The following is a 23,264-nucleotide window of genomic DNA, read 5'->3' as shown; positions in this document are numbered from 1 at the left end:
GTGATCGTGCTGCACGACCTCAACCTCGCCTGCCGGTACGCCGACCACCTGATCGCCATGAAGGCGGGCACGGTCGTGGGGGCCGGGCCCCCCGGGGGCCGCGGGAGATGGTCAGCCGGTGACCGGGACCGGCGCCCCCGCGACGGGGCTCACGCCCGCGGGGGGCGCTCCGGCACCCCCGCCGACGCCGACCCCGACGACTCCGACGCCGACACCGCCAGCCGCGGGACCGTCCTTGCCGTCGTCCTTGTCTCCGTCCTTGCCCCCGTCCCCGAACGGGAACGGGACCGGGACCGGGATCGGGATGGGCACCAGCGCCGGCCCGACCGGGCCGACCGGCGCCGGCCCCGCGGCCTGGCCTGGCCCCGCCACCGGGGCGGGCTCCAGGACGGCCGGGTCAGGCGGACCGGACGGCGGCGCGAACGGCGTGGCGGCCGGGGTGGGCGCGGCGCCGGCCGGCGCCGGCCTGGTCGGCTCCGCCTCCGGCGTCAGGGCCGGGGCGACCTCCGGGGTGGTCGGCGTGGGAGCCGGCGGGGCCGCCGCGAGGTCGGGGGCCGGGGTGAACTTGTCGTCCGGGATGGTGAGGGACGACGGGTTCGAGCTCACCGTGACACCCTCGGACTCGACGATCCCGGTGGCCGTGGCGAGGTCGGTGACGAAGGCGCGGTCGTAGTCTGCCTGGGTCGTCACGTAGGTCGCCTCGCAGGTCTTCGACGCGCCGCGCGGCAGCGGCCCCTCGGGGCACGAGACGTCCGAGACCCCGGCGGCCTCGTTGTGCACGGCGACGCCGTAGAGGGTCTGCTCCCCGTTGTTCGTGACGACGTAGGAGAGGGTCAGTGTCTGTCCCGGGGCGGTCCAGCGCGCCGGCGACGAGGTGGTCGTCAGCGCCAGCGAGGACGATGGCTCCGCGCTGGCCGGGGACCCGGCCAGCGTGAACGTCGTGGCCGTGGCCACGGAAAGCGCGAGCGCGGCGGGCACCGCCAGCCGCGCGTCCATGACGGAGTTCCGGATTCCTGGTCGGGGTCTGCCGGCGACACGCACATGAGCTCCTCGAACACTGCCCGCGCGCCGTCACCCGCGACAGGGAACCTCGTCGCGAGGCTGGGCGGGGGCACGATTGGCACGACTGCCCTGCGCACGATAGTTACACTGTGTAATTAGTTAGCCACATCGCGCTGGCCGGCGTGTCGGGAGGGGCGAAGCGCCGCCATTCCCGGTCAGGGCCCGGGCCCAGTTCAGGGAGCCCTCAGGGCGTCGAGCCACCGGTGATCGTCACCGGGGAGCCGGCCGGCACGGCGCGCAGCCTGGCCAGGTCGGCCAGGTGCAGCCGGACGCAGCCGTGCGAGACCCGGGCACCGGTGGTCCCTATCTCCTCCTCGGCGCCCAGCGGCCCATGGATACCGACGATCGCGTCACCGGACGAGTCCCAGTCGGTGATCGTCTCCGAGTGCGCGGAGGTGACCAGAATGAAGTCGCCGTAGCCGGGCCCTGGCGGCGCGGCGAACAGCGCCAGGAAGAACTCGCCCGCCGGGGTCGGGTTGTCCGGCACGCCTACGCCCGCCGGGGCGTCGAGGGTCAGCCGGTCGCGCTCGTAGAGGCGCAGGCGCATCGCCGTGACGTCGACCTCGATCCGGTAGGCGCTGGTGACCAGCCGCGCATCGGTGGCCCGGATCCAGGCGGTGGAGAAGTTCGGCCGCTGGGCGAGGCGCACCCGCAGCCAGCCGGGCCTGCTGTCGATCACCGGCAGCGCGGCCGCCCCGCCGCGCCACCGCCCGGGCACCACCCCCACGCGGGCACCCTCGTCCGGCTCGCTGAACCGCGGCACGTCATGGGACAGCTGAGCGATCACCGTGAGGTCGGGCGGCACGGTGACCCCCGCGCTGACACCCGCCCCCGGCGGGCCACCCAGGGGCGACCCCGGCCGGTCGGTCCGGCCGATCGTCAGGAGGAGGGCCGCGAGCACCCCGGCCGCCAGCGACAGCGCCGCCACGTACCACCGCCGCGCCGCCAGTGCCGCGCCGAGCCACCGGGGGCCTCGTGGGCCTGCGTCCCGCTCGCTCACGGCCGGTCCCCTTCCGCTTCCGCCGCCACGACCGGGATTGTGTCACTGAGTAATCTCTAAGACACGCATAGCGACAGACGGGCTCCCTGAGGCGGTCAGGAGGGCTGGGCGCGCGCCCGGCCGCCGGATCGGGCCGGCCGCCGCCGAACGGCGGCCCCCGTTGCGCGGCGGCGACGAGGAGTGCGCCGGGCGGGTTCGCGGTCGAGGCGATTTGTGCTGACGGCACATCGGGCCTGACCGGTGGCAGTTCCTAGCATCTGGGCACGGGACGGCGGCTGGTCAGCCGGGCGGCCGGGCGGCGCGTCGGGCCGTGGGGTCCGGCCGCGACCGGTCGGGCCGGCTGTGCCGCGAGCATGCCACGGGGTACAGCAGCAGTGATTATGTCCTCGACCCGGGTCTCGGCGGTGCCCGCCGGCGCGACGCGACGGCGCGTCGGGTGGCGCGGCCGCCCTCGGCCCGGCCCAGCCCCGTCCCCGGCGGGACGCGCCCGCCTGACCCGACCCGATCCACCGGGGCCGGCCCCACGCGGGCCTGGCCCGACGAGCCGACCGACCGGTGCCCTTCAGCACCGGCCACAAGGGGAGTGACGCCGGTGACCACCGACTCGACGCAGACAGTAGCCGCCCCGGCGGAGACCGGCGGCTCCGAGATCAGCCAGCCCCGCTGGACGCACATCGCGCTGCCGAGCGGCGACCTGGACGCCTCGATCGAGTTCTACACGACCATGACCCCGCTGGTCGTCGTCGCCACCCGTGAGGACGCCGACGGCCGCAACGCCTGGCTGTCCAACCCGGGCCAATGGGAGACACCGTTCGTGCTGGTTCTCTCCGCGTTCAACTCGGCGGCCGGTACCCAGCAGGGCATCATGAAGCCGTTCGCGCACATCGGCATCGAGGTCCCCAACCGGGAGGACATCGACACGATCGCCGCGAAAGCGCGCGCGAACGGCAGCCTGTGGTGGGAGCCGCGGGAGATGCCGGATCCGATCGGCTACATCTGCGCCGTGCACGACCCGGACGGCAACGTCATCGAATTCAGCCACAACCAGCGGGTGTTCTCCACCGTCCGCAAGCTGTGGGGCCCGGAGTCGTCGTGACGGCCCAGGCCTCCGGCGCCGGCTCCACCGGCCCGTCAACGACCGGCGCGGACGGGCCGGCCGTCGCCGGCGAGCCAGACGCCGCCGGCGAGCCAGACGCCGCCGGCGAAACGGACGGCGCTGGCGAGACGGACGGCGCTGGCGAGACGGACGGCGCTGGCGAGACGGACGGCGCTGGCGAGGTGGACCACGCCGGCGAGGCGGACGGCGCGGCGCACGGGGCCGGCTGGAGCGGGCTGCCGGCACCGGCCGCGGCCTACGTCGCGGCGATGAACGCCGGCGACCCTGACGCGATCGCCGCCCGCGTGACCGTCGACTTCCGCAACGAGCACGCCTCCCCGCACGGCCGCGGCTGCGTGGGGCGGGCGGCCTACCGGGAACGGCTACCGGGCTTCCTGGCGTCCTTCCCTGGCCTGCGCTACTCCCCCGACCCGGACCAGGCCCCGGTCGCCGCCGGCGACCGGCTGGCCATGCCCTACGTCATGACGGCGACGCTGCCCGCCGGCCCGCTCGAGCTGCGCGGCCTCTGGCTACTCACGCTGCGCGATGATCTGGTCGCGGCGCGGCTCGACTACTGGGACAGTGGCGCGGTTCCGCGGTAACTCGGTTCCTCGGTAACGCGGTCGGTCGGCGGCTCAGTCGGTCGGCGGCTCGAGTCCTAGCTCCGTTCCCGGGAGGCTCCGTTCGCCGGTAGCCCGGTTTCCCCGTCGCCGGCCGCCGGGGGTGAGCGACCAGCGGGCGGACAAGACGCTGGGTGACGCGCCCAGCGGGCAGGGCCGATGTGAGAATGTCGTCCCCACCAGCGTGTTTGCGTGAACGACCCGATCCGCGTGCGATTCTCACAGCGGTGCCCGAACCGGGGCGGACCGGTCGAGCAAGGACGCCGGGGCACCGAGGTAGCAAGGGCGACAGCGAGGTCGCCGGCCGTCGACACCGAGGTCGGCACTGAATCCCGCCCTGCTGCCCTCGAGAGGACGCGACGCCGTGGCGAAACCCGACCTTCTCGCCCTTCCTCTGCCCGCTCGGCAAATGATCGCCAGTCCGCCTAACGTGATCTCCGTGCCCCATCAGCCGTCCCGTCAGGCTCCGGCCGTGCCGGCGCCGCGACCAGCTCCGCCGCGGCGCGACCCGGCGGAGCTGGCGAGGGAGCTGACCGAGCTCGCCCTGTCCGGCAACAGCTGGCGGCCGATGATCCGCGCGATCGCGTCCGCGACCGGCCGGCCGGTGCGCCTGCTCGACGTCCACGGCGGCGTGCTCGCCGCCAGCGGCCCGGCCACCGCCGAGGCCGCCGGCCTCGCCCCGGACGAGGCATCGACCGCCAGCGGGGTCGTCGGCGGGGTCCCGGCACTGCTGGCCCGCCCGGGATTCACGGAGGTGACCTGCGAGGACGGCTGGCGCGGCCGGGGAGCGACGGTGCGGGCGGGCTCCCGCTACGTCGGCCTGCTGCTGGTCGCCGTCGACCCCGGTGAGAGCGACCTGGGCTGGCTGGACGAGCGGGTCGGCGCCGCGCTCACCGCGCTCGCGATCGTCGCGGTCCGCCACGACGCCGAGGCGGCGGCCCGCGCCGAGAGCGCCAGCCGGCTGATGAGCGAGCTGCGCTTCGGCTCGCCGCGCGGCCACGGCGAGCTGCTGCGCTCCGCGGCCCGGTTCGGCCTGGACCTGACCGTCCCGCACGCCGCCGCGCTGTTCTACTACGACGGCCGCCACGGCCGGACCTGGACCACCGGCCTGACCTGGATCGAGAACGGCGCCGCCCAGGACGGCGAGCTGGGCTGGACCGTGCTCACGGGCGACGTCGAGCGCGAGCTGGCCCGGATCCGCGACCGGCTGCAGGGCATGGTCGGGCCCGACCGCCCGGTGCTCGCCGCCGCCGGCCCGGTCGTCACCGACAACGGCCACGACCTCGCCGAGACCGCGGCCTCCTTCGCCGAGGCCGACGCGGTGCTCGCCCTGCTGCGCCACCGTCATGACCTGAGCGGCAGGAACGGCCGGGGTGACCTGAGCGGCCGGGACGCGACCATCCTGGTGCACTCCCAGCTGGGGCTGGCCGGGCTGCTGCTCGCCGTGCCGCGCGGCCGGCTGGAGGCGTTCGCCCGCGCCGAGCTCGGCCCGCTGCTGGAACGCCCCGACCTGCTGGAGACCCTGGCCGCCTGGCTGGAGACCAACGGCAGCCGCGCCGCGGTGGCCGAGCGCATCCACGTGCACCGCAACTCGGTCGGCTACCGGATGAACCGCGTGCGGGAGCTGCTCGGGCTGGCCGACGACGAGCCGGCCCGCATGTGGCGCCTGCACGCCGCCGTCATCGCCCGCGAGGTGCTCCAGGCCCTCTCCGCGGCCCCGAGCCACCCCGACAGCCGCGCCTGACGGCCGCGCCAGACGGTCGGTCGCGCCCGGCCAGGGTCAGCCCTTCGCGCGGGTCGCGACATGGAAGCCGGGAAGCTCGCCGCCGCCGTGGACCTCGAGGTCGGCGCCGGTGACGTAGCCGGCGAGCGGGGAGGCGAGGTAGAGGCAGGCGGCGGCGACGTCGGCCGGGACGGCGGCCCGGCCCATCGGGACGACCGCGTCGATCGCCGCGGTCGCCTCGCCGTAGAAGCCGCCCGCGTCGACGGCGGTGTTCGCGAGCCCGACGGTGACGTGGTTGACCCGCACCTTCGGCGCCCACTCGAGCGCGAGCGACGCCGAGAGCGCGACCAGCCCCGCCTTCGCCGCCGCGTACGCCGCGGAGCCGGGCGCCGGGCGCCGGGCGGACACGCTGCCGATGTTGACGATCGCGCCGCCGTCCTCCTGGGCCTGCATGACGGCGTTCGCCGGCTGGCTGAGGTAGAACGCGGCGTGCAGGTTGAGCGCCACGACCCGCTCGAAGAACCGCGGTGACACGGTGGCCGCCTCGGCGACCGGCGCGCCGCCGGCGTTGTTGACGAGCACGTCGAGGCGCCCGTGCCGGCCGACCGCCTCGTCGACCACCGCCCGCGCCTGCCCGGCGTCGCGCACGTCGGCGGCGACGAAGCTCGCCGCGCGGCCCCCGACCGCGGGCAGCGCGTCCGGCTCCTTGCGCCCGCAGACGACCACGTCGGCGCCGGCGGCGAGGAAGGCCAGCGCGATGGACCGGCCGATCCCCCGGGTCCCGCCGGTGACCACCACCGACCTGCCGTCGTAGCGCGGCCCCTGCGCGGCCACCCGGACCTCCCGGATCGGCTCCTCCGATCCGGTGGGAACCCCGGCCGCCGCCGCGTCGCCGTCGGTCCGCGTCATCCCGCCCTCCCGATCTTCACCACGTTCGGTAGTGGGCCGCCCGGCCGGGCGGCCCACCGCCCGCGGGCTGGCCGCGCCGCATGGTCAGCCGCCTGGTCGGCACGGTCAGAGGCGCTCGATGATGGTGACGTTGGCCTGGCCACCGCCCTCGCACATCGTCTGGAGGCCGAAGCGGCCCCCGGTGCGCTCCAGCTCGTGCAGCAGGGTGGTCATCAGCCGGGCGCCGGTGGCGCCGAGCGGATGGCCGAGCGCGATCGCGCCGCCGTTGACGTTCACCTTGTCCAGGTCGGCGCCGGTCTCGGCCGCCCAGGCGAGCACCACCGACGCGAACGCCTCGTTGATCTCGACCAGGTCGATGTCGTCCAGCGTCCGGCCCGACTTCGCGAGGGCGTGCGCGGTCGCCGGGATGGGCGCGGTGAGCATCCAGACCGGGTCGGCGCCGCGCACCGACAGGTGGTCTATCCGGGCCCGCGGGGTCAGGTTGTGGGTGCGCACCGCCGCCTCGCTCGCGATCAGCAGCGCCGCCGCGCCATCGGAGATCTGGCTCGCGGTGGCGGCGGTGACCCGCCCGCCCGGGGTCAGCGTCGGCAGCGAGCGGATCTTCGGCCAGTTCGGCTCGCGCGGCCCCTCGTCGGCGGACAGGCCGAACGCGGGCACGATCTCCCGGTCGAAGCGGCCCTCGGCGCGGGCCGCGATCGCCCGCTCGTGCGAGCGGACGGCGAACTCCTCCAGCGCGTCCCGGCCGAGCGACCACTTCTCGGCGATCATCTCCGCCGAGCGGAACTGGGAGACCTCCTGATCGCCGTACCGGGCCCGCCAGCCGGGCGAGCCGCTGAACGGGTCGGGGAAGCCGAGCGCCTGGCCGGCGGTCATCGCGTAGGAGATCGGGATCGCGCTCATGTTCTGCACGCCGCCGGCGACGACCAGGTCGGCGGTGCCGGACAGCACCGCCTGCGCGGCGAAGTGCACCGCCTGCTGGGACGAGCCGCACTGCCGGTCGACGGTGGTGCCAGGCACGTGGTCGGGCAGCCCGGCGACCAGCCAGCAGGTACGGGCGATGTCGCCCGCCTGGGGCCCGACGGTGTCCACGCACCCGAAGATCACGTCGTCGACCGCGGCCGGATCGGCCCCGGACCGTTCCAGCAACGCGCTGATCGCGGCCGCCCCCAGGTCCGCCGGGTGCACGCTGGCGAGCCCGCCACCGCGCCGCCCCACCGGTGTCCGGACCGCCTCGACGATGTATGCCTCCGTCACGGCACCTGACGCTACCAAGCGCTTGCTCGGCAAACCAGCGATGGGACCGGCGAGCTCAGCGCCCGGCGCCGGCGGCCAGGGTGAGCTCGGGGTTCTCGGCGCTGAACAGGCCCCAGGGGCTCTCCCAGCCGGGCACGACCCAGGCATGCATCATCCACAGCCGGCTGCCGGACCGGCCGCCGGCGCTGGTGACGCCGTCGAGCCCGCCGGCTACGCCGCCGAGGCGCGCGCACGACTGGGCCGACGGCTCCGCCACCGGGATGACCAGTCCGCTGGCCTGGCACAGGCCGGTGTGGAAGTGCCAGAGGTCGTTCGGGCCGGGCAGCCCCTCCGGGGGCGTGTCGGCCGGCGCCCTCCGCAGGTAGCTGACGCCGACGACCGGCGCGGTCGGCCCGTTGCCGGCGTACAGCAGCATCTCCGGCTTCGCCGGGTCGATGGCGCCAGTCGTCAGGTAGCGCAGGTTCACGTAGTGCGCGGCGATGCCGGCGATGTATGGCGTGATCATGGAGTAGCCGGCCGCCTGGGCGTCCGCCGCGGTGGGCGCGGCGAGCGCGGCTGAGCGCGCCTGCTCCAGCGCCGTCGCGAGGCTCGCGCGCGTGGCCGGGTCGCCGATCGGCTGCCAGGGCGCCAGGCCCGAGTGCCCATGCGGGCCACTGGCCTCGGTCGCGCCCGTCGAAGCCGCGTCCGTCGAACCCGTGCCCGCCGCGGCCGTGCCCGCCGCGGCCGTGCCCGCCGAACCCGTGCCCGCCGCGGTCCCGTTGCCGCCGCCGTCCGCGATCGACTCCCGTACCCCGGCCTCGACGACCGCCGCGATGTCGTCCCTGCTCGCCGCCCCGCCGCCACCGTTGTCGATCAGATAGTTGGTGGTCCAGGCGACCTCGCCGTCGATGGCCGCGGCGATCTGGTCCGGAGTCATGCCGGCGGTGAAGGCCGCGTACCGGCTGAGCGGCGGGCCGGAGCCCGCGTCGTGCGCGGCGGCGTCAGCCGCGCCATGGCCGTGGCCGGCCGCGCCGTGGACGTGGTCGTCGGCGCCGCCGGCCAGTGCCGCCGGGATCGCGACCGCCAGCACCAGTGCCCCGGCGACGGGCGTGAGCCAGCGGCGGGCCGGCGACGGGCCGGCGAACCGGCCCAGCAGGAGCAGGCCGGCGAGGGTGGCCACCGCCTCCAGCCCCGCGACCGCCGCCGCGACCGCGGTGAACGGCTCCGGCTCGCGCAGCGCGCCGACCGGCGCCCCCGTGGTGTGCCCGAGGACGAGCACGAGCGCCGCGCCCGCGTTGACGGCGACACCCGCCGCCACCAGCGGCCAGATCGCCCACGCCCAGGCGAGGAGGGCGAGCAGGCTCTGCGCGGCCGCCACGGCGAGCATCCCGCCGCCGAGGAGCGTGCCCGGCCCGTGCGCCTGCGTCACCGGTATGTGCACGATGCCCGCCGCCAGCGCGGCCAGCGTGTAGACGTCGAGCACGGCCCGCCCGTCGCGCCGGGCGGGCGCCGGCCGGGTCGGTCTGGTCGGCCGGGTGGCGCCGGCGGGCGCCGGCGGCCCGTCTGAAGAGCCTTCCGCGACGGACCCGGCCGAGGTGACAGATCTGGCCGGCGCGATGGACACGACGGCCCCGGCCGATGCGACGGCGCGGATCGGCGTGGCGGGCCTGGTTGGCGCCGCGGGCGCCGCCGGGGTGCCGACCGCCGCGGGCTCGGCGGGCTCCGGGCGCTTGGTGGGCGGATAGGTCGTCATGGCACTCCCCGCTGGGCGGTGGTCGGACTCCAGTCGCACCCTTCTTGACGCAGCCGGACCACCATGCAATGCCGAGGTTTGGACCTTTCCAAGCCCGCGTAAGCGGAATGTGAGCGCCCCGGCCGTTCGGGTGGACGTTCAGCCGGATGCGCGGCAGTGGCCGGCGGGGAGTCGGACACTGGTCCCATGGCGACCGGCGCGGCGACGACCTCGACCACGGCCCGGCAGGAGGCCAGCCGAGCGTCCTCGGACGCCGGGACGTCCCCGCCGGTGCTGCGCGCCTTCGTCGACGGCGCCTTCGTCGACTCGGCCGGGGCCAGCTGGGACAAACTGGACCCGGTCGACGGCTCGGTCCGCGCGCGCGTGCAGGAGGCGGACGCCGCGCTGGTGGACCGTGCGGTCCGCGCGGCCCGCGCCGCGCTCGACGGCGCGTGGGGCGCCGCGCCGGTGGCCCAGCGCGCGGCCCTGCTGCGCCGGGTCGCGGACCGGATCGAGGAGCGGTTCGAACAGTTCGCGCGCGCCGAGAGCGCCGACACCGGCAAGCCGCTGGCGCAGGCCCGCGAGCTGGACGTCCCGCGCGCGGTCGCGAACTTCCGCGCGTTCGCCGACACGATCGCGGCCGCCGGGCAGCCGTCGTTCCTCACCGACCTCGAGGGCGGACGCCAGGCGCTCAACTACGCGGTACGCAAGCCGCTCGGCGTGGTGGCGGTGATCGTCCCATGGAACCTGCCGCTGCTCCTGCTGACCTGGAAGGTCGCGCCGGCGCTGGCCTGCGGCAACACCGTCGTCGTCAAGCCCAGCGAGCAGACGCCGACGAGCGCGGCCCTGCTCGCCGAGGTGCTCGCCGAGTCCGGGCTGCCGGCGGGGGCCTACAACGTGGTGCACGGGTTCGGGCCGGCGTCGGCCGGCCAGTTCCTCACCGAGCACCCCGGCGTCGACGGGGTGACGTTCACCGGCTCGTCCGCGACCGGTTCCACCATCATGCGCGCGGTGGCGCCCCGGGTCCGCCCGGTCTCGTTCGAGCTGGGCGGCAAGAACGCCGCCGTCGTGTTCGCCGACGCCGACCTGGAGCTCACGCTGGCGGGCCTTGCGCGCTCGGTGTTCGCCAACACCGGCCAGGTCTGCCTGTGCACCGAGCGGGTCTACGTCGAGCGGCCGGTCTTCGACGAGGTCGCCGCCGGGCTGGCGGACCGGGCGGGCGCGCTGCGGCTCGGCCGCCCCGACGACCCGGCGACCACCACCGGCCCGCTGATCTCGGCCGAGCACCGCGCGAAGGTGCTCAGCTACTACCGGCTGGCCGACGAGCAGGGCGCCGAGACCCTCGTCGGCGGCAACGTGCCGGTGCTGGGCGGTGGTCTGGACCACGGCTCGTGGATCGAGCCGACGCTGTGGACCGGACTCACGAACGCCGACCGGCCGATGCGGGAGGAGATCTTCGGCCCGTGCGCGGCGCTGGTCCCCTTCGACACCGAGGACGAGGCCGTCCGGCTCGCGGGCGACACCGACTACGGGCTCGCGTCCGCGGTGTGGACGACGAACCTGTCCCGCGGCCACCGGGTCGCGCAGCGGATGCGGGTCGGCCTGTCCTGGGTGAACACCTGGTTCCTGCGCGACCTGCGCTCCCCGTTCGGCGGGGTCGGCCTGTCTGGCATCGGCCGGGAGGGCGGCGCGCACTCGCTCGACTTCTACTCCGAGCTGACCAACGTCTGCGTCGCGCTGTGAGCGAAGGAGGGCGCGCGCGTAGTGGTCGTCCCAGGCGGACCTCCCAGATCGGCTCCGCAAGCTCCACCGATCCGGCAGGAACCCCGGAGGACGGCCGCGAAGCGCGCGACCCGAACCTCCCAGATCGGCTTCGCCGATCCGGCAGGAACCCCGGAAGCGAACCAGAGATACAGCGCGAAGGAGGGCGCGGGCGCGAGGCCCGGGGCGTCGCCGGGAAGGTGACGCCCCGGGGGCGGTTTCCGCTTGTGAAGCGGGCCGGGGACTTCGTCCATGTCTCCGGCACGTCGTCGCGGCGGCCGGACAACACGTTCGCCGGGGCGTCGGTGGACGAGTTGGGCACGACGTCGCTCGACATCCGGGCACAGACCCGAGCTGTGATCGAGAACCTCGACGCGCTGCTCGCCGGGGTTGGCGCGGGGCTTTCCGACCTGGTCAGCGTCACCAGCTACCTGGTCAACATGAACGATTTCGGCGGCTACAACGAGGTCTGGGCCGAGTACTTCGACGAGTCCGGGCCGGCGCGGACCACCGTCGCGGTGCACCAGCTGCCGCACCCGCTGCTGCTCATCGAGATGCAGGCCGTGGCGTACGTGCCGAGAAAGGACGAGTGAGCACCCTCAACTCGCCCACGACCTGAGACCAGAACCGTTCCGCGCCGACGGAGCCGACGGAAAGGCCAGTCATGACGCTCCCGCAGCCGATCAACTTCGCGAACTGGATCGAGGAGAACCGGCACCTGCTCAAGCCGCCGGTCGGCAACAAGACCATGGCGGTGGGCGACGACCACATCATCATGATCGTCGGCGGTCCGAACTCCCGCACCGACTACCACGTCGACCCCTACGAGGAGTGGTTCTACCAGCTCAAGGGCAACATCCACGTCAACGTGATCGACGAGAACGGGAACCCCCGGCGGATCGACATCCGCGAGGGCGAGACCTGGCTGCTGCCCCGGGGCGTCCCGCACTCGCCCCAGCGGCCCGAGGAGGGCTCGATCGGCCTGGTCGTCGAACGGGTCCGGGAGGAGGGCCAGCTGGAGAAGTTCCAGTGGTACTGCCCCGAGTGCGGCGCCCTGGTGCATGAGGTGGAGCTGCGGGTGCGCGACATCGTCAAGGATCTGCCACCGGTGTTCAACGCGTTCTACGCCGACGAGCGGGCCCGCGCCTGTCCCAAGTGCGCCGCCGTGCACCCGGGCAAGGGCTGAGCGTCGCCCATGGACCCGCGCGGGCAGGTCGTCGACGTCCACACCCACTACGTCCCGAGGGGCTGGCCCGACCTCGGGCCGGGCACGCCGACGCCGCGGTTCGAGTCCGAGTCGGAAGTCATGATCATGCTGGACGGCCGGGAGTTCCGCCGGGTCGGCGCGGACTGCTGGGACGCCGAGACCCGGCTCGCCGCGATGGACGCCGACGGGATAGCGAAGCAGGTCGTCTCGCCGACGCCGGTGTTCTTCTCCTACACGCACGACGTCATCCAGGCGTCCAGGATCGCCCACATCCTCAACGACCTGGCCCTGGCGATCTGCGCGCCGGCGCCCGACCGGCTGCTGCCCATGTGCCAGGTACCGCTGCAGGACCCGGACGCGGCCTGCGCGGAGCTGGAACGCTGCCTGGCGGCCGGCCACGTCGGCGTCGAGATCGGCAACCACGTCGGTGACCGCGACCTCGACCACGAGGGCGTGGTGACGTTCCTGCAGCACGCGGCGGCGCTCGGGGCGCCGGTGTTCGTGCACCCCTGGGACATGCCGAGCTCGCCCCGGCTGGACCGGTGGATGGCCCAGTGGCTGGTCGGGATGCCCGCGGAGACCCACCTGTCGGTGCTCGCGATGATCCTGGGCGGGGTCTTCGACCGGGTGGACGAGCGGCTGCGGATCTGCTTCGCGCACGGCGGCGGGTCGTTCGCCTTCTGGCTGGGCCGGTTCGGCAACGCCTGGCACCAGCGGGGCGACGTGATCGGCACGTCCGCGCTGCCTCCCGAGCACTATCGCGGCCGGTTCTACGTCGACTCGGTGGTCTTCACCGAGCACGCGCTGCGGCTGCTGGTCGACACGATCGGCGCCGACCGGGTCGTCGTCGGGAGCGACTACCCGTATCCGCTCGGCGAGCGGCCGGCGGGCGCCGTCGTCCGCGAAGCTTCGTTCCTGGACGACGCGACCCGGGCCCGGCTGCTGTCCGGCAACGCGGCAGAGTTCCTCGGCTCACCGGTCGTCGGCTCACCTGTCCTCGGCTCCCCCGTCCTCGGCTCACCGGTCGTCGGCCGCGCCGAGCCGACGACGCCGGCCGCGGCCAAGGAAGCCGCGCGATGAGCCCGGCCCCGCCGGGCGGGTCGCCGGCGCGGGAGCAGCCGACGGAGAAACAGCCGACGCAGGAGGAGCGGGCGCGCGGTCTCGACGCGAACGACCCGCTGCCGACGCGGCGGGCCGAGTTCCTGATCCCGCCGCATGACGACGGCGAAGTGGCCTACTTCGCCGGCAACTCGCTGGGCCTGCAGCCCAGGGCGCTGCGGGCCCGGCTAGGCGAGGAGCTCGACGACTGGGCGCGCCTCGCCGTGGAGGGACACCTGGAGGGCCGGCGGCCCTGGTACTCCTACCACGAGCTGCTGCGCGAGCCGGCCGCCCGGCTGGTGGGCGCCCGGCCGCGCGAGGTCGTCGTCATGAACTCGCTGACGGTCAACCTGCACCTGCTGATGGTCAGCTTCTACCGGCCGACGCCACGGCGGCCCGCGATCCTCATCGAGGACAGCGCGTTCCCGTCCGACAGCTACGCGGTGCGCAGCCAGGCCGCCCTGCACGGCCACGACCCGGACAAGGTGATCATCCGGCTCGCGCCGCGGCTCGGCGAGGCGACGCTGCGTTCCGAGGACGTCGTCGCCTACCTGGCCGAGGAGGGCGACCGGGTAGCGCTCGTCCTGCTGGGGGCGGTGAACTACTACAGCGGCGAGCTGCTCGACATCGAGGCGATCACGGCCGCCGGCCACGCCGCCGGCGCGGTCGTCGGCTGGGACCTCGCGCACGCCGCCGGCAACGTCGAGCTCCGGCTGCACGACGCGAACGCCGACTGGGCGGCCTGGTGCTCGTACAAGTACCTCAACGCCGGCCCCGGCTCGCTCGCCGGCGCGTTCGTGCACGAGCGCCATCTGGCCGACCGGAGCCTGCCGAAGCTCGCCGGCTGGTGGTCCACCGACCCGGCGACCCGCTTCCAGATGGCGCCGACGGTGACGCCGGTCGACTCGGCGGATTCCTGGCAGCTGTCGAACCCGCCTATCCTGTCGATGGCGGCGGTGCTGCTCTCGCTGGAGATGTTCGACCAGACCGGCCTGGCGGCGCTGCGCGCGAAGAGCCGCCGGCTGACGGCGTACCTGGAGGCGCTGCTCGACGGGGTGTGCGCCGGGCGAGACGCCGAGATCCTCACGCCGCGCGCGCCGGAACGCCGCGGGGCGCAGCTGTCGGTGCGCGTCCGCGGCCGCGACGTCGGCCCGCTCACCGCGCGGCTGCGCCACGAGCACGGCGTGGTCGCCGACGCCCGCCGCCCGGACGTCATCCGGCTGGCCCCGGCGCCGATGTACTGCACGTTCCACGACTGCTGGCGCGCGGCCACGGCGCTGGCGGCGGTGCTCGATGACTGATCCTTCTCCGTCCGCCCCGCGGGACGGAGCCAAAGCTTCCAGATTCCGGACGAGTGGGGAAAGGTCCATGGAGCCAGACACGGCCACGGCCAGGCCGGCGCCCCTGCCAGCCAGGCCGGAGGTCCCGGTCTCGGGCACCCCCCGAGTCGGCGCGCCCAAGACCGTGACGGCCGCGCGGCGGACCGGGCGGGCGCCGGCCGACGGGCGGCGGGTCGTGATCGTCGGCGCGGGGCTCGCCGGCTGCCTGCTCGCGACGCTGCTGGGCCGGCGCGGGATCAGCGTCGTCGTCGTCGAGCGGCGCGCCGACCCGCGTGCCGCCGAGCCGGAGCGCGGGCGCTCGATCAACCTGGCGATCTCCGCCCGCGGCCTCGACGCGCTCTCGGCGGTCGGCCTGCGCGAGCAGGCACTGTCGCGTGCCCTGCCGATGCACGGCCGGATGGTGCACGACGCCGCCGGCGGGCAGAGCTTCCGCCCGTACAGCGCCGACGGCCGGCGCGCGATCCACTCGATCAGCCGCGCCGAGCTGAACCGAGCCCTGCTCGACGTCGCCGCGAGCACCCCCGGTGTGCGCCTGACGTTCGGCAGGCGGCTGACCGAGGTCGACCTGGTCACCGGCAACCTGCTGTTCGACGTCGGCGGCGGGCAGGCGTCGACCACGGCGGACGTCGTGCTCGCCTGTGACGGCGCCTTCAGCGCCGCCCGCCGGGCGGTGACCTTCCGAACCGGCTTCACCGTCAGCCAGGAGTACCTGGACCACCGGTACAAGGAGCTGACGATCCCGGCGAAGGACGGCGACTTCGCCCTGGACCCGGACGCGCTGCACATCTGGCCGCGCGGATCGTCGATGATGATCGCCCTGCCGAACCTGGATCGTTCCTTTACCTGCACCCTGTTCTGGACGTCCAGCGAGTTCGCGGCGCTGACGACGCGGGACGAGATCCTGGCCCACTTCCGGAAGCACTACCCAGATGTCGTCGAGCGGGCGCCGGACCTCGTCGAGGACTACCAGCGCAACCCGATCGGATCGCTGGCGACGATCCGCGCCTGGCCGTGGGTTCACCGGGGCACCGGCGACGCCGGCGGCCCGGACGGCGGCGACACCGGCGGCGATGACATCAACGGCGAAAACGGCCGTGACGGCAACGGCGAGAACGGCCATGACGGCAACGGCGAGAACGGCCATGACGGCAACGGCGAGAACGGCCGCGGCATCAACGGCGGAGGCGGCCGTGACGTCGGCGGCGCGATCCTGGCCCTGGTCGGGGACGCCGCGCACGCGATCGTCCCGTTCTTCGGTCAGGGCGCGAACTGCGCCTTCGAGGACTGCGTCGAGATCGACCGCTGCCTCGACGAGGCCGGCGGTGACTGGCCGGCGGCGCTGGCCGCCTACGAACGGCGCCGCAAGGCCAACTGTGACGCGATCGCCGAGATGGCCCTCGACAACTTCGTCGAGATGCGCGACCGGGTGAACTCCAGGGCCTTCCGAGCGAGGGTCGCCGCCGAGCACTGGCTGGAGCGCCGCCTGCCCGGCCGCTACGTCTCCCGCTACGAGCTGGTCTCGTTCACGACGATGCCGTACGCCAGGATTCCCGACCGCCTGCGGCGGCAGAACCGGCTGACGGCGCTGGCCGCCGCCGGCGTCGGCGGCGCGGCCGCGGCGCTGGCCGCCGGCGCGTTGCGCGCAACGTCCCGACTGCCCCGAAGGCCCTGAGGACGCCCATGACGAACGCCGACGAGCACCCCGGCGAGCTCACCGACGGGCTCACCTATGGCGCCTACCTGCGCCTCGACGAGCTGCTGTCCTGCCAGCACCCGCGCACCGACGAGCACGACGAGCTGCTGTTCGTGATCATCCACCAGGTCTACGAGCTCTGGTTCAAGCAGATCCTGCACGAGCTCGCCCTGCTGCAACGCCGCCTGGAGGCCGGCGACGGCATCGGCGCGCTGCAGACCGCGCGGCGCATCACGAAGATCCTCAAGACGGTCGTCGGCCAGATGGACGTCCTGGAGACGATGACCCCGCGCCAGTTCACGCGCTTCCGCCCGGAGCTCGGCACCTCCAGCGGCTTCCAGTCCTTCCAGTTCCGCTGGATCGAGGCGACTCTCGGCCGCCGCGACTTCCCGGGCCCGACCCGCGATGCCACCCTCGGCGCCATCCTGCGCCGCCGCTCGGTCTTCGACTCCCTGCTGCGCTACCTCGGCACCGCCGGCTGGAAGCTCCCCGACGAGATCCTGGAGCGTGACCCCCGCGCGCCCTGGCCCGGTGGCGACGATCTCGTCCTCGCCGTCCTCGCCGGGGCCTACGCCGATGAGCGCGGCGTCCCGGCCGGCGTCTGCGAGGCCCTCGTCGACCTCGACGAAGGCGTCCAGGAATGGCGCTACCGGCACGTCAAGATGGTCGAACGCGTCATCGGCGCCAAGTCCGGCACCGGCGGCTCCCCCGGCACCGCCTACCTCCGCTCCACCCTCTTCCACCCGTCGTTCCCCGACCTTTGGGCCATCCGTTCCCGCGCCTGACCCGTGCCGGCGGGGCCGCGGACCGGGCGTCAGGTGGTCCGCAGCTCCTCGGGATCCATGCTGGGGCGCAGGAAGAGCAGGGCCAGCCCGGTCATCGCGAGGACCGCCAGGATCGCCCCGCCTCCGAAGAGCGCCAGCTCGGCGAACGGGATCGGAACGTCGTGCGTGAACACCCTGAAATGCGGCTCCGGCGGTGGCTGGCCGTCGGTGGGCACGGCCAGCGCGTAGCCGGCCTCGATGCGTACCTCGGACATCAGCGACCGGGTCATCGTCAGCCCGACGGCGAGCGCGGCCGCCACGGCCGGGACCACCGGCGCCAGGGTCTGCCAGAGCAGCGAGCGGGCGAGCACGCCGCGCGGGACGCCGGTCGCGACCAGCGTCGCGTACGTCCGCCGGCGGGCGACGATCCCCTCCGCGAGCGCGACCAGCAGGCCGAGCACCGCGATCGCCATGCCCACCAGCACTGCCGCGTCGACCAGGGTCATGGTCCGCGTGTAGAAGCTGTCGCCGCTGTCCGGGATGTACTCGAATCCTCCCTGGAGGGCGGTCCAGCGCCCGCCTTCCTCCTGCACGGCGGCGTCCGCGACGAAATACGCCCGCACCCCGGCCGCGCCGCCACCGAACAGGACGCAGGCGAGCACCGCCGCGAAGACCCGGCTGCCCGCCCACGGGTCGGCGGCGAGCCGGCGGCCGGCCAGCAGCGCCGCCGGGCGCCTCGCCACCCGGTACAGCACCCGCCCGGTCATGTGGCTGATCCAGCCGGTGCCCAGCAGAAGGCCGACGAGCGCGAGCAGGGCCCCGCCGAACAGCAACGCGGCGAGGACCCGCTCCGGGACGGCGCCACCATGCCGGTCGGAGTACCGGGCTACCGGGCCGAACAGCGCGAAGCAGGCCACTCCGGGCACGATCAGGAAGGCCGGCCACGGACCAGGCCCCCGGCGCCGCTGGGCGCGCACGACGCCGAACGGCGTCAGCCGGACCCGCCGCAGCACGACCGCCGCGACCAGCGTCGCGACGAGCGGGAGCCCGACGGCGACGGCGAGCAGCGCGGGCCACGCGGGCAGGACGTCGGTCGGCAGCGGCAGCCGGCCGTCGGGCGCCGGCCGGTGCAGCGCCCGGCGCCCGACGAAGTACACCCCGAAGCCGACGCCCACCCCGACGACGCTGGCGAGCCCCGTCTCCGCCGCCGCGAGCGCCACCGCCTGGCGCGGGGTCGCCCCCGCCATCCGGACCGCGGCCAGCCGCCGGTCCCGGGCGGGCGCGCCGAGGCGGCCGCACTGCCCGGCGAGCGCCAGCACGGGGAGGGTCAGCAGCGCCAGCGCGAAGACCACCCCGGGCCGCAGCCCGGGCTCGCGCAACAGCGCCTTGTTGTACTGGGTGGCGTATCCCCGCGGGTTGTCGGGGGACGTCACCTCGGGAATGGCCAGCATCGTGGCGGCCGCCAGCACGGCGAGGGTGGCCAGCAGCGCCGACAGCGCCGTCAGCGCGACTCGCAGCGTGTCGGCGCGGCTCCCGGCGAACGCGAGGCGCACCAGCGTCGCCGGCCTCACCGCGCGGCGTCCGTCTCGGCCACGGCCGCTGTCTCGACCGCTGCCGCCGCCGGGCCGGCCCAGGCCGCGGGCGCTCCCACGACGGCGAGGCCCAGGCCGGTCGGGTCGAGCTGGCCGTCGCGCAACGCGATCTCGCGGTGGGCATAGCCGGCGACCCTCGGGTCGTGGGTCACCAGGACGACCGTCGTGCCCTGTTCCCCGGCCAGCCGGACCAGGTGGGAGAGCACCTGCTCGCCGGCGATCGTGTCCAGCGCGCCAGTGGGCTCGTCGGCGAACAGCAGCCGAGGCTCGGTGACCAGCGCCCGGGCCAGCGCCACCCGCTGGCGCTGGCCGCCGGACATCTCCCCCGGCAGCGCGTCCGCCACGTCGGCCACCCCGAGCCGCTCCAGCCAGGACAGCCCGGCGGTGCGGGCGCGGCGACGGCTTACGCCGGCGAGCAGCAGCGGAAGGGCCACGTTCTCCACCGCCGGCAGCTCCGCGACGAGCTGCCCGAACTGGAAGAGCACGCCGAGCTCGGAGCGCCGCAGCCTCGACCGGTCGGCCTCGGACAGGGTGTCGATCCGCCGGCCGCGGTAGGTCACCTCCCCGGCGTCGGGCCGCAGGATGCCGGCGAGGCAGTGCAGCAGGGTGGACTTGCCGCAGCCGCTCGGCCCGGTCACCGCGACGATCTCGCCTTCCGCGACGGCGAGGCTCACCCCGCGCAGCGCGGGAGTGGCTCCGTACGACCGGACGAGGCCGCGCGCCTCCAGCAGTGGAATGGTCATCCAGAGCCCTCCCGGGTGTGTGCGGCGACGCGTTCGAGCGTGGTGCGCAGCCAGCGAAGGTCGGCGTCGAGGTGGGTGATGGCGTAGTCGAGGGCGATCACGTCGGACAGCGACGTCGCCGGGTCCGCCTTGATCGCGGTCAGCTCGCGCAGCCGGCCGGTGTGCGCCGCCCGCTGCGCGACGAGGTAGTCCCGGGCGGTGGCCGAGTCCGCCGCGAACAGGGCGACGACGACCTTGGCGAGCAGCGTGCCGGAGATGTGCGGCGCCGGCGGTTCCACCGCGGTCAGCCAGGCCCGCAGGCCGGCCAGGCCCTCCTCGGTGATCGCGTAGCTGGTGCGCTCGGGGCCGCCGGCCTGGTCCTGCCCGGCGGGAGTGACGAGGCCGTCGCGGACCAGCCGGGCGAGCGTCGTGTAGACCTGCGCGAACGCCAGCGGGCGGGCCCGCGGCAGGTGCTCGTCATAGGACCGCTTCAGCTCGTACCCGTGCCGCGGCCCGCCGGCCAGCAGGCCCAGCAGCACATGCGCCGTCATGGATCCGCTCAAGGACACATCGCGACTATGTACTGAGTTAATAGCTGCGGTCAACCCATGGCCCCTGGATAGGGTCGAAAGATGATCCCTGGTGGGAACCTGGCCGGGTTCGCGGCGGCGGCGTTCGTCCTGATCGTGGTTCCGGGCCCGAGCGTGCTGTTCGTGGTCGGGCGCGCGCTGTCGCTGGGGCGGGGGCCCGCGATCGCGAGCGTCGTCGGCAACGCGCTCGGCAACTACACCGTCGCCGTGCTGGTCGCGTTCGGGCTCGGCACGCTGGTGGAGCGTTCGGCGGCCGCGTTCCTGGCGGTCAAGCTGGTCGGCGGGGTGTATCTCGTCTGGCTGGGGATCCAGGCGATCCGGCACCGCCACGAGCTGGCGGCGGCGTCCACCGCCCGCGTCGAGGCGATGTCGAGATGGCGGACGGTCCGGCAGGGCTTCCTCGTCGGGATCACCAACCCCAAGGCACTGATCATGTTTGGCGTGGTGCTGCCGCCGTTCGTCAGCCGCGAGGCTGGGCAGGTGCCGGTCCAGATGCTGCTGATGTCGCTGGTCGCGATCGGCATCGGGCTGGTCTCCGACAGCGGGTGGGCGATGGCCGCGAGCGCCGTGCGGGCCTGGTTCACCGACAGCCCCCGCCGGCTGGCCACCGTCGGCGGAGCCGGCGGCCTGGCGATGATCGGCGTCGGCCTGCACGTCGCGCTCACCAACCGCCGCCTCTGAGAAGCAACCTCGAAGACCGGCAGCCCCGGCGCCCGGGGGGACAGCCGCGCTAACGGGGCGGGCTGACCAGTTCGGCGAGGGCGCCGACGACCAGTGCCCAGTCGGGGGTGGCGGGGTCGATGAGGGTGTAGTGGTCGCCCGGAGCCTCGAGGAGGCGGGCCGTTCCGCCCGCCCGGGTCACGGCCGTGACATACCGGGCGCTCTGTTCGAAGGGGACCTCGTCGTCGGCGCGGGCGTGGACGCACAGCACGGGTACGCCGGTCGGTGGGGCCGCGGACGGGTCGGCCAGGCGGTAGCGGTCCGGCAGGTCGTCGGGGCCGCCACCCATCAGGTCGGTGACGGCGGTGTGGCCGATGCCCGCGCGCGCCGCGTCGGCGAGCGCCAGCACGCCCGCCTGGGCGACGACGCCGGCGAGCGCGACCCGCGGGCCGGCGCCCGGGGCGCCGGGCGGCAGCGCCGCGCGCCCGGCCGCCCAGGCCGCGAGGTGACCGCCGGCGCTGTGGCCGACGGCGACGACTCGGGAAAGATCGAGCGAGGGGCCGTCGGCCGCCACGCCCGCGAGCGCGTCGATCCCGGCGGCGACGTCGGTGAACGTCGCCGGCCAGCCACCGCCCAGCCCGACCCGCCGGTACTCCAGGTTCCACACGGCATAGCCGCGCGCGGCCAGGTCCGCGGCCAGCGGCCACGCCAGCGACAGGCTGTAGCGGGCCCGCCAGAAACCCCCGTGGACGAGAATCACCGTGGCCACGGTGGGTATGCCGTCCTCAGGCAGCCACAGTTCGCCGAACTGGTCCACGCCCCGGCCATACCGGTACGACCTCGGCCGCATCGCATCACCTTCCGCGGCCGGCCGGCCAGCGAACCCCGCCGGTACCGCCCATGCCGCCGTCTACGCCGCGGGAGGAACATTCCCGCTCCGCGATCGGCTGAGCTGCCAGCGGGCCGCGCTCGACGTAGCCTGATCACGGGGCTATGCCCGCCCGGCGACGAGGCGTGCTCATGCCCGCGTCGTGGTTGGGGAGCATCATGCCAACAGGCCGTGCCCACGCGCACGGGGAGGTGGCCGCCGATGAGCCGGTACGCGGTGGATGTCCACGACCACATGCTTGTGGTCTCGTGGGACACCGGGCTGGGGGACGTGGCCGAGCGGGTCGCCCGGTTCCCGACGACCGTCGACCCGTCGGACGCGTTGCAACTGGCGCGCACGCTGACCTTCCTGTCGGCCGCCGCGTGGCGTACCTACACCCACCCGGAGGAGGCCGCGCTGCAGGCGCTGCCCGCCGGGGGTGACGGGCTGGCCGGTCGCGACACGGAGGTGTTCGGCAAGGTGATCGCGGCGATCGAGCACCCGCACCTGCCGCACGACGGGCTGGTCCGCCAGGCCCTGGTCGTCGTCGAGGAGGCGGCGCACCGGGTCGGCCGGGCGTTGCACGCGATCGCCGACGCCGCGCTGACCACCCAGGTGGCCGCCGACGTACGCGCCGAACTCGACGCCGTCGAGCGCGCCGAGCTGGGTGAGCTGTCCGGCCGCGCCCGCCAGGCCGTCACGCTCAGCCGCGCCGACGCCTCCCCGCTGCAGGTCGCCGCCGCCGACACGCTGCTGCGGACCGACCCGCTGGGCTCCCGGGCCCTGTTCACCGACGTCGAGCCGACGGCGGCGGCGATCGCGGCGGCGCACTGGCTGCACGCCGCGGCGATCGTCGCCGCCCAGCACGCCGACCTCGACGTCACCCAGGTGGTCGCCGAGGCCGACGCGATCGAGCCGCTGCCCCACCGGACGCCGACCCTGGTGCTCCACCAGGTCGAGGCGGGTGACTCGCCGCGCGAGGCGGTGCTCGACCTGATCTCGCACGCGATGGTCGTCGCCGAGGGCCGCAACCCCGACCTCGACGACCTCCTCGAATGGGTCACCGAGATCATCGACGGCGCTGGCGGCGACACGGACGCGGAAGGACGGCCGTCGCGCCGCATGACACGCCCACTGCCCCCGGTGGAGGGCCTGGCCATCGAGATCCGCGGCGAGCCGGACGACGGCGACGACGAGGACGACGACACCCTGAGCGCCCTCACCGACTACGACGAGAACGACGACGAGGACGACGACGAGACCAGCGAGACGGTGGTGCTGCCGGACCGACTGACCCCGCTGGACCCGCGCCGACCCGCCGTGGACCTGTTGGAGGACCTGCTCGCCGGGATCCACGGCTGCTGGCTGCTGTACCGCGAGTTCGCCGACCCGCCCGGCGTGTCGCAGCCGCCGGAGCCGGCGGCGGCGAGCCTCGCCCCGACGGCCGAGACGATCTCCGCCGCCCGGCGCGGGCGCCGCGAACAGCTGCGCCGCGCCTTCGACGACGAGGTCCGCGCCGCCGCCGCCACCCTGCGCGACCAGCTCGTCTAGGGCTCCGCGGGCGGGAGGGAGCGTTCCCGCCCGCCCCCCCCCG

21 protein-coding genes and 1 pseudogene are annotated in these 23,264 nt (G+C 74.8%); 13 read left to right on the top strand and 9 right to left on the bottom strand.

Annotated features, from left to right (window positions below; translation table 11 throughout):
- Positions 1–93 (top strand): annotated as a pseudogene (locus tag I6A81_RS46445) (ABC transporter ATP-binding protein); the annotation flags it as partial.
- An 18-nt stretch (positions 94–111) separates the two neighbouring features.
- Here the strand turns inward: I6A81_RS46445 and I6A81_RS37305 are convergent.
- Positions 112–996, bottom strand: coding sequence for a DUF7507 domain-containing protein (locus I6A81_RS37305; RefSeq protein ID WP_203004001.1), 885 nt, complete (start codon positions 994–996; stop codon positions 112–114).
- Between the two features lie 250 nt (positions 997–1,246).
- Entirely contained in the window at positions 1,247–2,062 is an 816-nt protein-coding gene (locus I6A81_RS37300; protein ID WP_307875174.1) for a L,D-transpeptidase, read from the bottom strand.
- Between the two features lie 592 nt (positions 2,063–2,654).
- On the opposite strand from I6A81_RS37300, the gene I6A81_RS37295 reads away from it, so the two are divergent.
- The 3 genes from I6A81_RS37295 to I6A81_RS37285 all read left to right on the top strand — a co-directional run bounded on the left by I6A81_RS37295 (position 2,655) and on the right by I6A81_RS37285 (position 5,522).
- Positions 2,655–3,158, top strand: a complete 504-nt coding sequence (locus I6A81_RS37295) for a VOC family protein (protein WP_203004000.1) — start codon at positions 2,655–2,657, stop codon at positions 3,156–3,158.
- Complete coding sequence (locus I6A81_RS45240; protein ID WP_203010453.1) at positions 3,155–3,760, top strand: nuclear transport factor 2 family protein; 606 nt, start codon at positions 3,155–3,157, stop codon at positions 3,758–3,760. The genes I6A81_RS37295 and I6A81_RS45240 overlap by 4 nt, the downstream gene beginning before the upstream one ends.
- A gap of 457 nt (positions 3,761–4,217) precedes the next feature.
- Positions 4,218–5,522, top strand: coding sequence for a PucR family transcriptional regulator (locus I6A81_RS37285; RefSeq protein ID WP_307875173.1), 1,305 nt, complete (start codon positions 4,218–4,220; stop codon positions 5,520–5,522).
- A 36-nt stretch (positions 5,523–5,558) separates the two neighbouring features.
- Here the strand turns inward: I6A81_RS37285 and I6A81_RS37280 are convergent, their stop codons facing one another.
- From I6A81_RS37280 to I6A81_RS37270, 3 genes are all read right to left on the bottom strand, one after another.
- Positions 5,559–6,410: an SDR family oxidoreductase gene (locus I6A81_RS37280; protein ID WP_238429409.1), complete on the bottom strand. Its 852-nt coding sequence runs from the start codon at positions 6,408–6,410 to the stop codon at positions 5,559–5,561.
- Positions 6,411–6,515: 105 nt separating this feature from the next.
- Positions 6,516–7,664, bottom strand: coding sequence for an acetyl-CoA C-acetyltransferase (locus tag I6A81_RS37275; RefSeq protein ID WP_203003997.1), 1,149 nt, complete (start codon positions 7,662–7,664; stop codon positions 6,516–6,518).
- A 55-nt stretch (positions 7,665–7,719) separates the two neighbouring features.
- Positions 7,720–9,396 (bottom strand): hypothetical protein, encoded by a 1,677-nt coding sequence (locus I6A81_RS37270; protein WP_203003996.1) that lies wholly within the window; start codon positions 9,394–9,396, stop codon positions 7,720–7,722.
- A gap of 186 nt (positions 9,397–9,582) precedes the next feature.
- On the opposite strand from I6A81_RS37270, the gene I6A81_RS37265 reads away from it, so the two are divergent.
- The 7 genes from I6A81_RS37265 to I6A81_RS37235 all read left to right on the top strand — a co-directional run bounded on the left by I6A81_RS37265 (position 9,583) and on the right by I6A81_RS37235 (position 17,259).
- Positions 9,583–11,118 carry a 2-hydroxymuconic semialdehyde dehydrogenase gene (locus I6A81_RS37265; protein ID WP_203003995.1) on the top strand — a complete coding sequence of 512 codons (1,536 nt, stop codon included), beginning with the start codon at positions 9,583–9,585 and terminating at the stop codon, positions 11,116–11,118.
- A 167-nt stretch (positions 11,119–11,285) separates the two neighbouring features.
- Positions 11,286–11,729 carry a RidA family protein gene (locus I6A81_RS45905; RefSeq protein ID WP_203004002.1) on the top strand — a complete coding sequence of 148 codons (444 nt, stop codon included), beginning with the start codon at positions 11,286–11,288 and terminating at the stop codon, positions 11,727–11,729.
- Between the two features lie 71 nt (positions 11,730–11,800).
- Positions 11,801–12,322 (top strand): 3-hydroxyanthranilate 3,4-dioxygenase, encoded by a 522-nt coding sequence (locus tag I6A81_RS37255; RefSeq protein WP_203003994.1) that lies wholly within the window; start codon positions 11,801–11,803, stop codon positions 12,320–12,322.
- A 9-nt stretch (positions 12,323–12,331) separates the two neighbouring features.
- Entirely contained in the window at positions 12,332–13,423 is a 1,092-nt protein-coding gene (locus I6A81_RS37250) for an amidohydrolase family protein (RefSeq protein ID WP_203003993.1), read from the top strand.
- A complete protein-coding gene (kynU, locus tag I6A81_RS37245) occupies positions 13,420–14,742 on the top strand; it encodes a kynureninase (RefSeq protein ID WP_203003992.1) in 1,323 nt (440 codons plus the stop codon). The genes I6A81_RS37250 and kynU overlap by 4 nt, the downstream gene beginning before the upstream one ends.
- A gap of 67 nt (positions 14,743–14,809) precedes the next feature.
- Positions 14,810–16,453, top strand: coding sequence for an FAD-dependent oxidoreductase (locus I6A81_RS37240; protein ID WP_203003991.1), 1,644 nt, complete (start codon positions 14,810–14,812; stop codon positions 16,451–16,453).
- An 8-nt stretch (positions 16,454–16,461) separates the two neighbouring features.
- Complete coding sequence (locus tag I6A81_RS37235) at positions 16,462–17,259, top strand: tryptophan 2,3-dioxygenase (RefSeq protein WP_203003990.1); 798 nt, start codon at positions 16,462–16,464, stop codon at positions 17,257–17,259.
- A gap of 29 nt (positions 17,260–17,288) precedes the next feature.
- Here I6A81_RS37235 and I6A81_RS37230 read toward each other — a convergent pair whose 3' ends face one another.
- Genes I6A81_RS37230 through I6A81_RS37220 form a run of 3 tightly spaced genes read right to left on the bottom strand, consistent with a single transcriptional unit; the run spans position 17,289 to position 20,103 of the window.
- Positions 17,289–18,809, bottom strand: coding sequence for an FtsX-like permease family protein (locus I6A81_RS37230; protein WP_203010452.1), 1,521 nt, complete (start codon positions 18,807–18,809; stop codon positions 17,289–17,291).
- Positions 18,806–19,573, bottom strand: a complete 768-nt coding sequence (locus I6A81_RS37225) for an ABC transporter ATP-binding protein (RefSeq protein WP_203003988.1) — start codon at positions 19,571–19,573, stop codon at positions 18,806–18,808. Before I6A81_RS37225 ends, I6A81_RS37230 begins: the two co-directional genes overlap by 4 nt.
- Positions 19,570–20,103, bottom strand: coding sequence for a PadR family transcriptional regulator (locus I6A81_RS37220; RefSeq protein ID WP_238438452.1), 534 nt, complete (start codon positions 20,101–20,103; stop codon positions 19,570–19,572). The genes I6A81_RS37225 and I6A81_RS37220 overlap by 4 nt, the downstream gene beginning before the upstream one ends.
- An 81-nt stretch (positions 20,104–20,184) precedes the next feature.
- Here I6A81_RS37220 and I6A81_RS37215 point away from each other — a divergent pair, with 81 nt between their 5' ends.
- The gene (locus tag I6A81_RS37215; RefSeq protein ID WP_203003986.1) at positions 20,185–20,823 is read left to right on the top strand and encodes a LysE family translocator; all 639 of its coding nucleotides are present in this window, start codon (positions 20,185–20,187) and stop codon (positions 20,821–20,823) included.
- A 49-nt stretch (positions 20,824–20,872) separates the two neighbouring features.
- Here I6A81_RS37215 and I6A81_RS37210 read toward each other — a convergent pair whose 3' ends face one another.
- Positions 20,873–21,652 (bottom strand): alpha/beta hydrolase family protein, encoded by a 780-nt coding sequence (locus tag I6A81_RS37210; protein ID WP_203003985.1) that lies wholly within the window; start codon positions 21,650–21,652, stop codon positions 20,873–20,875.
- 240 nt (positions 21,653–21,892) lie between these two features.
- Here I6A81_RS37210 and I6A81_RS37205 point away from each other — a divergent pair, with 240 nt between their 5' ends.
- Positions 21,893–23,221, top strand: a complete 1,329-nt coding sequence (locus tag I6A81_RS37205; RefSeq protein ID WP_203003984.1) for a hypothetical protein — start codon at positions 21,893–21,895, stop codon at positions 23,219–23,221.
- Positions 23,222–23,264 lie beyond the last annotated feature (43 nt).

The sequence above is a fragment of the Frankia nepalensis genome (assembly GCF_016786325.1).
Classification (GTDB): domain Bacteria; phylum Actinomycetota; class Actinomycetes; order Frankiales; family Frankiaceae; genus Pseudofrankia; species Pseudofrankia nepalensis.
The sequence above is the reverse complement of the archived record's forward strand: the minus strand, read 5'-3'. Positions and strand labels throughout refer to the sequence as shown.

Coding starts and splice junctions, on each gene's coding strand:
- I6A81_RS37305 (WP_203004001.1), bottom strand. CDS start 996: ATGGACGCGCGGCTGGCGGTGCCCGCCGCGCTCGCGCTTTCCGTGGCC.
- I6A81_RS37280 (WP_238429409.1), bottom strand. CDS start 6,410: ATGACGCGGACCGACGGCGACGCGGCGGCGGCCGGGGTTCCCACCGGA.
- I6A81_RS37270 (WP_203003996.1), bottom strand. CDS start 9,396: ATGACGACCTATCCGCCCACCAAGCGCCCGGAGCCCGCCGAGCCCGCG.
- I6A81_RS37265 (WP_203003995.1), top strand. CDS start 9,583: ATGGCGACCGGCGCGGCGACGACCTCGACCACGGCCCGGCAGGAGGCC.
- I6A81_RS37255 (WP_203003994.1), top strand. CDS start 11,801: ATGACGCTCCCGCAGCCGATCAACTTCGCGAACTGGATCGAGGAGAAC.
- I6A81_RS37250 (WP_203003993.1), top strand. CDS start 12,332: ATGGACCCGCGCGGGCAGGTCGTCGACGTCCACACCCACTACGTCCCG.
- kynU (WP_203003992.1), top strand. CDS start 13,420: ATGAGCCCGGCCCCGCCGGGCGGGTCGCCGGCGCGGGAGCAGCCGACG.
- I6A81_RS37240 (WP_203003991.1), top strand. CDS start 14,810: ATGGAGCCAGACACGGCCACGGCCAGGCCGGCGCCCCTGCCAGCCAGG.
- I6A81_RS37235 (WP_203003990.1), top strand. CDS start 16,462: ATGACGAACGCCGACGAGCACCCCGGCGAGCTCACCGACGGGCTCACC.
- I6A81_RS37225 (WP_203003988.1), bottom strand. CDS start 19,573: ATGACCATTCCACTGCTGGAGGCGCGCGGCCTCGTCCGGTCGTACGGA.
- I6A81_RS37220 (WP_238438452.1), bottom strand. CDS start 20,103: ATGACGGCGCATGTGCTGCTGGGCCTGCTGGCCGGCGGGCCGCGGCAC.
- I6A81_RS37215 (WP_203003986.1), top strand. CDS start 20,185: ATGATCCCTGGTGGGAACCTGGCCGGGTTCGCGGCGGCGGCGTTCGTC.
- I6A81_RS37210 (WP_203003985.1), bottom strand. CDS start 21,652: ATGCGGCCGAGGTCGTACCGGTATGGCCGGGGCGTGGACCAGTTCGGC.
- I6A81_RS37205 (WP_203003984.1), top strand. CDS start 21,893: ATGAGCCGGTACGCGGTGGATGTCCACGACCACATGCTTGTGGTCTCG.